Source organism: Mycobacterium sp. NPDC006124 (assembly GCF_040614235.1).
In the GTDB taxonomy this organism is placed as follows: Bacteria; Actinomycetota; Actinomycetes; order Mycobacteriales; family Mycobacteriaceae; genus Mycobacterium.
Map to the genome: position 1 here is coordinate 203308 of NZ_JBEXUA010000003.1, position 12613 is coordinate 215920.

The 12613-nt window shown below is 69.7% G+C and carries 11 protein-coding genes; 6 read left to right on the plus strand and 5 right to left on the minus strand.

Features of this window, described 5'->3' with window-relative positions; translation table 11 throughout:
* Window positions 1-212: 212 nt before the first annotated feature.
* Genes ABZ195_RS07930 through ABZ195_RS07940 form a run of 3 tightly spaced genes read left to right on the plus strand, consistent with a single transcriptional unit; the run spans window position 213 to window position 3236 of the window.
* Window positions 213-1460 carry a transcriptional regulator gene (locus ABZ195_RS07930; RefSeq protein WP_355217024.1) on the plus strand — a complete coding sequence of 416 codons (1248 nt, stop codon included), beginning with the start codon at window positions 213-215 and terminating at the stop codon, window positions 1458-1460.
* Window positions 1461-1503: 43 nt separating this feature from the next.
* The gene (locus tag ABZ195_RS07935) at window positions 1504-1809 is read left to right on the plus strand and encodes a type VII secretion target (protein ID WP_355216462.1); all 306 of its coding nucleotides are present in this window, start codon (window positions 1504-1506) and stop codon (window positions 1807-1809) included.
* 2 nt (window positions 1810-1811) lie between these two features.
* A complete protein-coding gene (locus ABZ195_RS07940) occupies window positions 1812-3236 on the plus strand; it encodes a hypothetical protein (protein ID WP_355216463.1) in 1425 nt (474 codons plus the stop codon).
* A 5-nt stretch (window positions 3237-3241) separates the two neighbouring features.
* Here ABZ195_RS07940 and ABZ195_RS07945 read toward each other — a convergent pair whose 3' ends face one another.
* Window positions 3242-3820: a GNAT family N-acetyltransferase gene (locus ABZ195_RS07945; RefSeq protein ID WP_355216465.1), complete on the minus strand. Its 579-nt coding sequence runs from the start codon at window positions 3818-3820 to the stop codon at window positions 3242-3244.
* A gap of 28 nt (window positions 3821-3848) precedes the next feature.
* On the minus strand, window positions 3849-4724 hold the full coding sequence (locus ABZ195_RS07950) for a LysR family transcriptional regulator (RefSeq protein ID WP_355216467.1): 876 nt from the start codon (window positions 4722-4724) through the stop codon (window positions 3849-3851).
* Between the two features lie 70 nt (window positions 4725-4794).
* Between ABZ195_RS07950 and ABZ195_RS07955 the strand changes: the two genes are divergently transcribed.
* Window positions 4795-5511 (plus strand): SDR family oxidoreductase, encoded by a 717-nt coding sequence (locus ABZ195_RS07955; RefSeq protein WP_355216469.1) that lies wholly within the window; start codon window positions 4795-4797, stop codon window positions 5509-5511.
* Window position 5512: 1 nt separating this feature from the next.
* Here the strand turns inward: ABZ195_RS07955 and ABZ195_RS07960 are convergent, their stop codons facing one another.
* Complete coding sequence (locus tag ABZ195_RS07960; protein ID WP_355216471.1) at window positions 5513-6553, minus strand: LLM class F420-dependent oxidoreductase; 1041 nt, start codon at window positions 6551-6553, stop codon at window positions 5513-5515.
* 174 nt (window positions 6554-6727) lie between these two features.
* Between ABZ195_RS07960 and ABZ195_RS07965 the strand changes: the two genes are divergently transcribed.
* Window positions 6728-7744, plus strand: a complete 1017-nt coding sequence (locus ABZ195_RS07965; protein ID WP_355216473.1) for an aldo/keto reductase — start codon at window positions 6728-6730, stop codon at window positions 7742-7744.
* Here the strand turns inward: ABZ195_RS07965 and ABZ195_RS07970 are convergent.
* Together ABZ195_RS07970 and ABZ195_RS07975 are read right to left on the minus strand one after the other, a co-directional pair.
* Window positions 7741-9009, minus strand: a complete 1269-nt coding sequence (locus ABZ195_RS07970; protein WP_355216475.1) for a DUF222 domain-containing protein — start codon at window positions 9007-9009, stop codon at window positions 7741-7743. The two genes, ABZ195_RS07965 and ABZ195_RS07970, sit on opposite strands and share 4 nt — an antisense overlap.
* Before the next feature lie 75 nt (window positions 9010-9084).
* Window positions 9085-10869 carry a thiamine pyrophosphate-binding protein gene (locus ABZ195_RS07975; protein WP_355216476.1) on the minus strand — a complete coding sequence of 595 codons (1785 nt, stop codon included), beginning with the start codon at window positions 10867-10869 and terminating at the stop codon, window positions 9085-9087.
* A gap of 164 nt (window positions 10870-11033) precedes the next feature.
* Here ABZ195_RS07975 and ABZ195_RS07980 point away from each other — a divergent pair, with 164 nt between their 5' ends.
* On the plus strand, window positions 11034-12593 hold the full coding sequence (locus ABZ195_RS07980; RefSeq protein ID WP_355217026.1) for a PucR family transcriptional regulator ligand-binding domain-containing protein: 1560 nt from the start codon (window positions 11034-11036) through the stop codon (window positions 12591-12593).
* Window positions 12594-12613: the final 20 nt, after the last annotated feature.

Here is a 12613-nt window from a genome sequence, read left to right on the forward strand (position 1 = left end):
GGTCCTCCCGCCCGTGGCCACGCCCCCGACACTCAGATGGGCAGATTGCCCACCCATTCGGGCAGGTGGACTACTGTGACGGCGGGGGGCGAGGAGGCCCGGAGCTCGGGCCGTGACGTTTGCCGGCACTAGGAGCGTGATCTGCTGTGGGTTGGACGAGGGCGCTCGACGGCCGTGCGTCGCCGTGGCTAACGTCGTCGGCGTTGCGGGCAATGCACGAATTGTTCATTGCCGGCGAAGTCGACGCGGAGTACCTCGACTCCTCCGCCATCCGGCCCATCGTTGCGGAGAGTTGGCGACGCAGCCTGGCCAAGGGCGTCAACCCCGACAGCGGGGGAGCGTCGTCGTCCGACGTCACGCTACGACTCGCTCGGATGCGCGACACGCACCCCCTGGCTTCGGCTCTGCCGGTGATTCGGCGGCTGCTGGTCGACGATGCGGCTGATTCCGGCGTCGTCGTGGCCATCACCGCTGCGGATGGCACTTTGCTCTGGGTCGAGGGCGACTCGAAGGCCTGCCGAAACGCCGAGGCGATGAACTTCGTGCCGGGCGCCGACTGGAGTGAGCGGCGCGTCGGGACGAACGCGCCCGGCACCGCGCTGGCGCTCGACCGCGAAGTCCAGATTCGGAGCTCCGAGCACTTCTCCCGAGTGGTGCAGCCGTGGAGCTGTACCGCGGCGCCGGTGCACGATCCGACCACCGGTGTCCTCCTCGGCGCCATCGACCTCACTGGCGGCGTGGAGGTGGCCTCGGGTCAAGCATTGGCCCTCGTTCGTGCCACCGCAGTCGCCGTCGAGAACCACCTCGCGTTGCTTCGGCTCACCGGATCGACTGACGGCGCGCACGACCAACCGCAACACCAAGGCAGCGCCTATTTGCGAGTCTTGGGTGCCGACCGTCCGTGCTGGCAGGTGACCGACGAACGTGGGAGCCGCCGGTCTTCGAGCCTGACCCCGCGTCACGCCGACATCCTGGTGCTGCTGAGTCAGCACCCCGAGGGTCTCAGTGCCGACCATCTCGCGATGATGCTCGACGACAAGGATCTCGACGTGGTGACGGTCCGGGCCGAGATGTCGCGCCTACGCCGGGTCATTACGCCGGTCGTGGTGGGCTCACGGCCCTACCGGCTGCTCGAGCCGGTCACGAGTGACGTCAACCAGGTCTTCGACGAGCTGCGGTCAGGTCGAGTGGCCGCCGCGTTGGACGTATACACCGGCGCCCTGCTGCCGCAATCGATGTCTCCGGCGGTGGCACGGCTGCGCACCGAGCTGAGTACCAGTCTGCGCACGGCGGTGATCGCGACCGGCGATCTGGCGGTGCTGCGGCGTTGGCTGGACCTGCCGGAGGGTCGTGACGATCGCGAAGGCTGGCGGCTTCTGCACGACGCCGCCGGCGCCGGCTCGGCGGGTCAAGCGCGGGCCCGCGGTCATCTGGCCGGGCTGGACATGGATCTGGCCTGAGCCTGCCGGAACCGGACGAGCCCGCGCTGCGTCATAACCGGGCATGGGAGACAGTGAGTTCACGCGCGTCGACGCCGGGGCGCTCCTCGCCGCCGCGGGCCGGTGCGACGGGATCGCCGACGTCGTCGACGGGCTGGCCCGCGGTGGGTTGAGCCGGCTGGTGTTCGACGGCGCCGTCGCCGGCCGCGACCACGCCGCTCGCGGAGACGCCGTGCGACGGGCCGTCGACGACGTCGTCGACCAGACGGCCGCATGGGTCCGGGCGCTACGCGAGGTCGCCGCCGCGTTGCGGGTCGCCGGTGACCGCTACGCCGACGCCGACGCGCGCGGCGCGGTCCGGCTGGGTTGACGATGGCCGACGCGTTCGACGTGGCGGGCCGACTCGCCGCGGGCAGCTCGACCGTCGAGGACGTCGAGCAGTACGTGGCCGCCAGCCAACGGCTCGGGTATCACCATCCGGATCTGACGATGCACCCCGGGCAGGTGCGCGACCGGTACTCCGGTGAGGACGGCCTCGACCTGCGCGCGCTGGAGGCCGACCACCGGGCGTTGTCCGCGGCCGCGTCGGCCGCCGAGGACGCGGCCCGCATGCAGACCGGTCTGTTGGCCGACCTCGACGCCGCCTGGTCGGGTCGCGGCGCGACCGCAGCCCGCGAATTCCTCTGGCGTAGTTGTCAATCGGCGAACGCCGTCAGCGCAGCAGTGCGGGCGGCCGCCAGTGCGGTGGCCGCGCTGCGGGATTCGCTGTGGCAGGCCGTCGACGACAAGGCGCGCGCGACCGAGGCCCTCGACGACGGGCAGCGCCCGCACCGCGCAGGTTGGCTGGCCGCCGCCAAGATCGTGACTGCCGGTGGCGGGGACGTGGCTGCCGCCAGCGAGCTGGTCGACGCAGAGGTGACACCGTTCGTCGACCGCGAGGTGGCGTCGCACTGGGTGGCGGCGATGCGCCAGGCGGGCTCGGCGGTCGACGCGGCCTATGCGGCGGCGATGGCGGGGATGGCCTCGCCGGCCGCCGTCTTCGGCGTCCCCGGCGCGCTCGGTCCGCGGGTTGCGATCTCGGATGGTCCGGCGGTGCCGCTCGCGTCCTCGACGACGCGCGAGCCCGCACTCGCGGTCGGGGTGCCGGGTTCTGGCGGGTCCGCGGCGACGGTGCCCGCCGCCGCGGTCGGACCGGCGGCAGCCGCGCCGTGGTCGAGCCCGGAGGCGGCGACTGTGCCATCTCCTGCGACTCCCGTTGCCGCGCAACCGACGTCGGCTACGCCGAGCGAGCTCGGTGCGGCGGGGCTGCCGTTGGGGTCGGCCGGGTCCATGGGGTCGACGGGCGGGTCCGCCGGCTCTGGTCTCGGCGGCTTTGGACAGCAACTGGCTGATTTGATCGGCGGGCTGGTCGGCTCGTTCGGTGACGCGTCCGACGCCGGTGTGGAGGACCTGTCCGACGACGAACCCGTCGACCTCGACGACGACGCCGACGACGCCGACGACGCCGACGACCCGGACGACCCGGACGACCCGGACGATCCGGACGACCCCGACGAGCCGGCCGGGGAGTCCGACGCGCTCGCCGACGACGAGGCACCCGCGGAGCCGCCGCCGGAGGGCGTCGCCGACGCAGCGGTCCAGCCGACCGTCACCCCCGAAGCTGAAGCCGAGCCCGTGACCGCGCCCGGATCGCCGGAGTCGGCGCCCGCGCCAGCCGCCGCGCAGCCCCTCGCCGCGGATGCCGAGCCGACGCCCTGCGAGATCGCCGCCGACGAACTACCCCAGGTCGGGGAGTGACGACGTCACTCGTCGCCGCGCAGGCGGGCGTGGGCATGCATGTCGTGCCACCCGTCCCGGTGCAACGCCGCGCCCCGTCGAGTGCCTTCCTCGCGGAACCCGGCCTTGGTGGCCACTCGGCACGAGGGGGCGTTGCGGGTCGAGTGCTCCAACTGCAGGCGGTGAAAACCGGCGGTGAAGGCCCACTCCGACAGGGTGACGACGGCCCGCGGGCAGAGTCCGCGCCCGCGCGACTCGGGGCACATCCAGTAGGCGACTCCTGCCGTGGCCTCGAAGAGGTCGACTCCCTTCAAGGCAATCCGGCCGAGTAGGGCGTCATCGGGGCCGACGATCGCCCAGTTGAACTCGGACTCGGCGGCCCAGCCGCCCTGCCAGCGCGTGATCAGCTCGCGCGCTTCGTCCTCGGTGTCCGCGCGGCTGAGGTGCCACTGCCGGATCGCCGGATCGTCGAACGCCTCGACCAAGGCGTCGGCGTCGGCCAGGATCCACGGTCTCAGCACGGCGTCCGCGTCGACGGCGATGCAAGGGTGTGCTGACACCGAGAACGAGCCCGTCGGCAGAGCGGGCTGAATCAAACTGGGCACTCGACCATCTTCGCTCGTAGTCGGATGCTCAGACCGTCTGGTCGCGACAGGCGAGCGCGGCGGCGACGAACGCGTCGCGGACGGGATCGACCACGGCCGCATCCCAAATCAACGTGACGTGGCCTGGCGGCATGTCCTTGATCGGCACGACGCACACGTCCGGGCGTCGGTAGAACGCCGTCGCCGAGCGCGGCACGATCGCGAAGCCCTCGTGTGCGGCGACGCGCTCGAGTTTCTCCTCCATGGTGGACGCAGCGCGGTGAGTGGCGCGCCGTTGCTCGGGCGTCGCGACGGCGTACCACTCCGGCACGGCGGCCGGGTCCTGGAGTGAGCGGTAGGACGCCAGCTCGGCGAGTCGCACCGACTGCCGTCCGGCCAGCGGATCGTCGGCGGGCAGCAGCGCGTCCCGTGGCTCCTCGAGGAGCGTGGCGGTCCCGAGCCCGCGATGGTCGAAGGGCTCGCGGGCGTAGACCACGTCGAGAACGTGGGTGCGCACCGACTCGAGCTGTTCGGTCGCCCCGATCGGGACTACTTCGGCGCGGTGGGCGGGGTTTGCCGACTGGAAGGTCCGTACGGCGGCGGTCGCCAACAGCCCCGGCATCACTCCGACCCGCACGACTCGGGTGGGAGCGGCTGCTCGGGACAGCCTGTCTCGCAGCGCCTTTGACTCCGCGAGCAGGAAGCGCGCGTCCGGCAGTAGCTGGCTGCCCGCGTCGGTGAGGATGGCGCCGCGCGTGTCGCGGATCAGCAGTCGGACGCCGAGTTCGTCCTCCAGGGACCGAATCTGGCGCGACAGCACCGGCTGGGCAATGTGAAGGAGTTTCGCGGCCCGCCCGAAGTTGAGCTCCTCGGCGACGGCCACGAAGTACCGCAGCTTGCGCAGGTCGAGATCCGGACTCGTCATACCTCCACGGTATCGCCGGGCGACGCAAAGGGTCTTGGACGGGCGGCTCCGCCCGGGGCAGCGTGGAGTCATGACCTTGCAGAACACGACAGTCCTCGTCATCGGCGGCACTTCGGGCATCGGCCTCGGTGTCGCACGCGCGGCCGCCGACCGCGGTGCCACCGCGATCGTGGTGTCCCGGCGCCGCATCAGCGTCGACCGGGCCTTGGCCGACCTCCCCGCCGGAACCCGCGGCGCCACCGTCGACCTCACCGATCCTGCGGCGCTCGACCGGCTGGCCGCCGAGGTCGGCGACGTCGATCACTTGGTCTACACCGCCGGCGAGCCGCTCGAGCTGAGGGCGCTGGCCGAGCTGACGCCGGAGGTCGTGACCGCGTTCTTCCAGACCCGTTTGATCGGCGCGCTGAGCGTGGCGCGGGTGTTCGGTCCGCGGCTTCGCCCCGGTGGCTCGATCACGCTCACCAGTGGCACGGCGGCGTGGAGCCCGGGCTACGGTGTCCTTCCGTCCAGCCTGTGTGGCGCGATGAATGCCTTGACCACCGCGCTGGCAGTCGAGCTGGCGCCGATCCGGGTCAACGCCGTCGCGCCGGGACTGATCCGCACCCCGCTGTGGGACGCCATGTCCGAAGACGATCGGCAGGCGTTGTACGAGCAAGAGGCGCAACGGGTTCCACTTGGCCGCGTCGGTGAGGTGGCCGACGTCGCGCTGGCCTACCTCTACTGCATGGAGCAGGCGTTCAGCACCGGCACGGTACTCACCGTCGAGGGTGGCACCCTGCTGGTGTGACTCAGTGCGCCAGTTCGACGAGCTCCGCGCAGAACTTCACGGCCTCGCGACCGTCGCCGGAGAGCGGGTGCACCAGCATGGTGGTGACCCCCGCCTCGGCGTAGGCGGCCAACCGTTCCTTGACGAAACTCCGTGGCCCGACCAGGGATACGTTGCGGACCAGATCGTCGGGCACCGCGGCGATGGCCTCTTCCTTCTTGCCGGCCAGATACAGGTCCTGGATGTGGTCGGCGACCTCGCCGTAGCCGTACCGGGTGGCCAGGTTGTGGTAGAAGTTCTTTCCGCGAGCGCCCATGCCGCCGATGTACAGCGCCAGTTGGGGTTTCGCCCATGCCAGCCGGTCGTCGACGTCGTCGCCGATGGCAAGGCTGGCCGAGACCATGACGTCGAGGGGCCCGAGCTCGGGGTCGCGCTTGGCCGCGCCGGCGCGCAGAGCATCGCCCCACACGTCGTCGGCCTTCTCGGGGTAGTAGAACACCGGTTGCCAGCCCTCGGCGATCTCGGCGGTGAGCTGGACGTTCTGCGGGCCCAGCGCGGCGATGGTGATCGGAATGCGTTCGCGGACCGGGTGATTGATCAGCTTGAGAGGCTTGCCGAGTCCGGTGCCCTGGTCGGCGGGCAGGGGCACCCGGTAGTACTTGCCGTCGAATTCGACGCGGTCGCGGCGCCAGACCTGGCGGCAGATCTCGACGACCTCGCGGGTGCGCCCCAGCGGAGCGTCGAACGGAATGCCGTGGAAGCCCTCCACCACCTGCGGGCCGGACGTGCCGATGCCGAATCGGAAGCGGCCGTCGGAGACGTAGTCGACGCCGGCTGCGGTCATCGCCAGCAGCGTGGGGGTGCGGGTGTAGATCGGGACGACGCCGGACCCGAGTTCGATGGTGGAGGTCTTCGCGGCCAGGTAGCCGAGTTGGCTGATCGCGTCGTAGGAATAGGCCTCGGCGACCAGCGCGACGTCGACGCCGCACTTCTCGAGTTCGACCACCTGATTGGCTGCCTCCCGGAAGCCGCTGGCGTAGCTGAGGAAGATGCCGGTGCGCATGCTGGTGTTTATATCACCATCAACCAGTTGGTTGGGCACCCGGGTGCCATCGTCCACATCGTGCAGCCAGACCGTCGACGATTGCCCATCCTGGGTCCTCCCGGCGCTGCCAACCATTCCTAGCCTGGAATCAGAGGTCGACGCACGGGGCGACGACGCTGGAACGGGGAATCCATGAGAACGTCGGACGTCCGTATCCACCAGCGCACCGGCCTGTCGTTCACTGCCGTCGGCTATGGCGGTGCGCCGATCGGCAACTTCAACGGAGCGTTCACCGACGACGAGGCCCGCGCGCTCGTCGACCAATCCTGGGACGACGGCGTGCGGTACTTCGACACCGCTCCGGGCTACGGCAACGGGCTGAGCGAATACCGCCTCGGCCACGCGTTGCGCCGGCACGGCCGAGCCGAGTACGTGCTCTCGACGAAGGTGGGCCGAACCGTGACTCCGCGGCGTGGCGCCCCGACGACCAACGGCCAGTACGTCGAGCTGCCCTCGATGACGGTCGACTTCGACTACACCTATGACGGCGTGATGCGGGCCGTCGAACAAAGCCTGCAGCGCATGCTCGTCGACCACGTCGACGTGCTGTTCGTCCACGACTGCGATCGGTACACGCACGGGGCGTCGCAGCCGGACTTCTTCCGCCAGGCCGTCACGAGCGGTTTCCCCGCGCTGGAGTCCCTGCGCGATCAAGGCGTCGTCACGGCCATCGGATTCGGCGTCAACGAGACGGACGTGATGATCGACGCGGTCAAGGCCGTCGACGTCGACCTGTGTCTCTTGGCGGGCCGGTACACGCTGCTCGAGCAGGATCCGTTGGACATGCTGTTCCCCCTGTGCGAAGAACGCGGCGTCGGGATCGTCCTCGGTGGGGTCTACAACAGTGGAATCCTCGCCACGGGGCCCGTCGCCGGCGCGCGCTTCGACTATTCCGCCGCACCGCCCGAGGTGTTGTCAAAAGCGGCTGCGCTGCAGGATGTTTGCGCGACGTTCGACGTCGACCTCCCCGCCGTGGCGCTGCAATTCGCCTACGCGCATCCCACCGTGGTGAGTGCGTGCGTCGGAGCGCGCGACCGCGCCCAACAGCTCCGCAACGCCGCGATGGCCGAGACCGTCGTGCCGCCGGAGCTGTGGCAGGCGCTCCGTGACGCGAACCTGCTGCGCGAGGACGCTCCGACGCCGGTCTAGTTGGTGCTCGGTGACTTGCCGGGGTCGTAGGGGTCGTACCACCACCAGTCGGCGCGTTCGCCGAGTGGCCCGGTGCAGGGCGGCACGTCCGGTGGCGGTGTGGTCGGTGGTCGGGCTAGGGATGCCGGGGTCAGGACGGCTCCGTCCCGGTCGGTGACGGTCAACGCGGTGGCGGTGCCGCTGATGGTGATCCCACCGCGGTGGTGCAGGCGGTGGTGAAACGGGCACAGCAAGACCAGGTTGTCGGGGTCGGTGGGTCCGCCGTCCTCCCAGTGTCGGATGTGATGGGCGTGCAGGCCGCGGGTGGCTCCGCAGCCGGGGACTGCGCAGCACTTGTCGCGGTGCTCGAGTACCCGGCGGAGTCGGCGGCTGATGGTGCGGGTGGCCCGACCGGATCCGATGACCCGGCCGTCGCGTTCGAACCAGGCTTCGCAGGTGGCGTCGCAGAGCAGGTAGCGTCGGTCGCCGTCGGACAGCAGCGGGCCGAGGTGCAATGCGGCGGCTGGCTTCTCGACGTCGACGTGGACCACCACGGTGGTGTGCTGCCCGTGTGGGCGGGCGGCGACATCGGAATCCCAGCCCGCGTCGACGAGACTCAGGAACGCGTCCACCGTGGTCGGAAACGGCGGCGCCTGCACCGACGAGCCCTCCGCGCCGCCACCGTCAGCGGTGCCGCTCTCGGTGTCACCGTGGTCGCTCTTCCAGTCGGCGATCAACCGGTCGCGATGCGAAGCCATTCCAGCTTCTAGTTTCGCCGATTCGACCTTCGGCAGCCGGATCCGCCAGGTGGTGTGGGTGGCGGTCTCGGTCTTGCTGATCGAGCGGTCCGGCTGGTATTTCGCCTTCGGGTCGGGCCGGGGTTCGAGCTTGATCGCGGTCCGCAGTTGGGTGACCGTCGCGACCGACGCCAGGGCGGCGTAGTGCTCGTCGGAGCCCTGCCCGGCGCGTTCGGCGATCACCCCGACCTGATCCATCGAGAGTCGCCCTTCGCGCAGCGCGGTCGTGCACAGCGGGAACTCCGATGCCCGTTCGGCGATGGTGGTGATGGTCTCGGCGTTGTGCGGGGAGATCCCGGTCCGCCAGGCCACCAGCGACGAGATCGACCGGCACCCCGTGTTGCCCCAGAGTCGGTCACCGTCGATCTCGGCCACGATGTCGACGATGCGGCCGTCGATGGCGTTGCGTTGGCCGGTCAGTTCGGCGAGCTCGTCGAACAGCACTTCGAGACGCTCCTGAGAGCTCAAAGTGCTTGTCGCCGTGGACATGCCACCATCATAGAAGGGGGGTCCGACACGTCCCGGCCCCCGAAGCCGTCGATGCGACGGGGGCGCCACACGGTGCTACTGGTGTTGCTCGCTGGCCCGTCGCGCCCGGTACTCGTCGGCGCGTTCGTCGGTGATGTGCGGCAGCGGCGGGAAGTCCAGCCAACCGGGAACGAATGGGCTCGCCAGATCGCGGTCCGTCGGAATCTCCACCAGGACAGGGGCCTTCGCGTCGAAGGCACGCTTGAACGTCGGTTCCAGATCGGCGGCCGACTCCACGCGGAAGGACTCCAGCCCGAACGCCTTGCCCAAATTCTGGAAACTCGGGCTGTAGGGCGTGCCGTCCGGACGGTTGAACTCGGTGCCGATGATGCGGTCGGTCGCGTTGCGCTGGCCGCCGCGGATCGAGATGTAGCCCGAGTTGTCCTGCACCACGAACACCACGGCGATGTCGTGCTGAATCGCCACCCCGATCTCCTGGGCGGTCATGAGGAAGTCCCCGTCGCCGGTGATACAGGCAACCTGTCGTTCGGGGGCAGCGAGTTTCGCGCCGAGCGCGGCCGGCACCGGCCACCCCATCGAGGAGAAGCCACCGGTCGTGAGATGGGTGCGCGGTTCGTACACGGGGAACGTCTGCTTCACCGCGCCCTGAGTGTTACCGGAGCCGGCCAGGACGATGCCGCTGCGATCCATCACCTGACGCAGTGCCCCCAGCGGACGCTGCAGCGTGAACGGGAAGCGGTCTGTGTCGCGCCGGGTGGCCAGTTCGTCCTCCCACTGCGCCTTGCGCTCGGCGACCTCGGCGAGGTACTCGCTGCGGTCGGGCTTGGCGGGCAGTGAGGCCACGATCGCGGCGACGGCCGGCTTGGCGTCGGAGAGGATGCCGACCTCCGCGGGGTAGATCTTGCCGATCTCGTGCGGGTCGATGTCGACGTGGATCAGCTTCGCGGGCGGGAACGAGAACGACTGTCCCTTGGCGTAACTCGACGACGACCAATCGGTGAAGCGGCAGCCGATCGACACCACGACGTCGGCGTTGGCGGCCAGGTAGTTGCCGTGAACGGTGCCGGTCTGGCCGACGCTGCCGACGAAGAGATCGTGATCCTCGGGGAACGCGCTCTTGCCGTTCCAGGTGGTGACCACGGGGATGTCGAGTCCGTCGGCCAGGGCGCGTACTTCGTCGGTGGCGTTGGCGCTGATGGCGCCGCCGCCCACGACGATCACGGGTCGCTTGGCCGTGGCCAGCAGGTCGACGGCACGCTGGATGGCCTCGGGGTCGGGGTATTGCAGGCCGACCGGGAGCCGGCGCGCCAGGTCGTGGAAGTTGACCTCCGCAGTCTCGGCGTGCAAGTCCCACGGAATCTCGACGTGCGCGGGTCCGCGGCGTCCGGTCAGCATCGTGCTGAACGCCCGGTGCAGGATGAAGGGTAGGTCCTCGATGCTGTTGGCGACCCAGCTGCGCTTCGACACCGCCTCGGCCACTTGGGGAAAGCCGTTGTCCTTCTGGCGCTCCAGCTCTTGCAGCACGCCACGCCCACGCATGTGGCGCGGCGGACCGCCGGTGATCACCAGAACGCTGGTGGAGTCGCTGTAGGCGGTCGCCAGGCCCAGCACGGTGTTCGACGCGCCCGCGCCGATCGAGGTGACCGCGGCCATCGGCGTGCCCGACACCCGGTAGAAACCGTCGGCCAGGTGCACTGCGCTCTGTTCGTGGTAGGTCTGGATGAACGGAATCCTCGACTCGTCCTCGTTGAAGGCGTCCATCAAGCCCCAAATGCCATGGCCGGGAATGCCTGCCACGTACGGAACGCCGTACTCCTTGAGGATGCGGGCGACGACCTGCCCACCGTTCAACCTTGGCATGCGACTGTCCTTTCTCGACGAGGTCGCGTCGACCTCCCGGGATGGTGAAATCCTTGATGACGAGTCTGCCCATTCCGGGACGGCGTCGTTAGACTCATTTTGCGCAGGAGATTCGGCTTTTGCTGCACAATGTGCCCGAACGAGGGGAGGTGGCCGCCGTGGCCATGACCGTGGAGGCAGCCTTACGCCTCGAAGTGTTCGGTCGGGTCGCCCACGAAGTGTACGCCGGGGAGAGCAGCCTGGGCCGCGTCATCCGGTGGGTTCATCCCACCGAAATCCCGGACATCGCACAGTTTCTCAGCGGCGGGGAGATGCTGCTGACCGCGGGCCTCGGCATCGGCTCGACCCCGGAACGTCAACGGCAGTACATCGCCGACATCGCCGACGCCGAGGCCGCCGTGCTCGTCATCGAGCTCAGCGGGCGGGCGTTCTCCGAGATGCCGGAGGCGCTCGTGGAGGCAGCCAGGGAGCGCGACTTCCCCCTCGTCGGCCTCGACGGCGAAGTGCCGTTCGTCGCGGTCTCGGCGCAGGTGCACGAATCGATCATCGACCAACGCGTGCTGGATCTCAGTGCCTACGAACGGCTCAACGCCACCTTCATGCAGTTGCTGCTGGCGGGCCGCGATCCGGTGACGTTCACCGATGCGCTCGCCGACGAGGTCGGCCATCCCGCGGTCCTGGAGGATGCCACGCGGCAGATCGTCGCCTATTCGGGAGCGTCGCCGATCGGCGACCAAGTTCTGTCGGAATGGGAACACCACTCGCGCATCGAGCACGACGTCGTCGGAGGCGATCTGAACTCGGCCAACGACGCGCGCAACTGCACCAGGAGGGCAGTCGTGCTGCGCGGCGAGCGCTGGGGGTGGCTGCACGTCCTGCACGACGGTGAATCCGTCTCCGGCACAGCGGGATACGCGCTCGACCGTGCGACCGACGGCATTGCGATCGCCTTGCTCGGCGCCCGGGAGAGCGGCGCAAAGTCGGCTCAACGGCAGAACGCGTTGGTCAGCCGGCTGCTCCTCGGCGACATCTCCGGGGAATCGTTCGTCACGCGGGCGCTGCGCATCGGACGTGACCTGCGGGACCGCCCGTTGGCGGCGGTGTTCGTCTGCAAGGAGACACCGGCCGGACCCACCAGCGACGAGGCGATGGAGGAGATGTGCCGAACGCTGCACCTGCCCGCCGTCGTCGCCGACCTGGGGGAGCACACGCTGCTCATCATGGGCTTGGCCCGCAACGGGTCGGAGAAGCACGTCGTCGAACGGCTCACGGCGCTCAACGTCCGAGCCGGGATCAGCCGGCCCGTGACCGCGAACCAACTGCCGACCGCCGTCGAACAGGCCAGGAGCGCGGCGTCGGTGGCCGTAGCGAAGCCCGACAAGGCGGTCCACCGGTTCGACGATCTCGGCGTGCTGCGGTTGCTGGCGTCCCTGGCGGGCGGCCCGGAGCTGGCGCGCTACATCGAGGACGAACTGGGCCCCCTGCTCAAGCACGACGCCGACGCGACCAACCCGTTGCTGCCCACCTTGCGCACCTATCTGTCGTGTGACGGCAACAAGTCCCAAGCCGCCCAGCAGCTGTTCGTCCAGCGGCGCACGCTGTACTACCGACTGGAACGGATCACCAGTCTGCTGGGACGCTCGCTCGACGATCCCGACACCCGGCAGGCGCTCGTCTTCGCGGTGCGGGGGCACGACCTCCTGCAGCGACGGGACACCCGCTGAGCTTGCACACTCTGCGCACT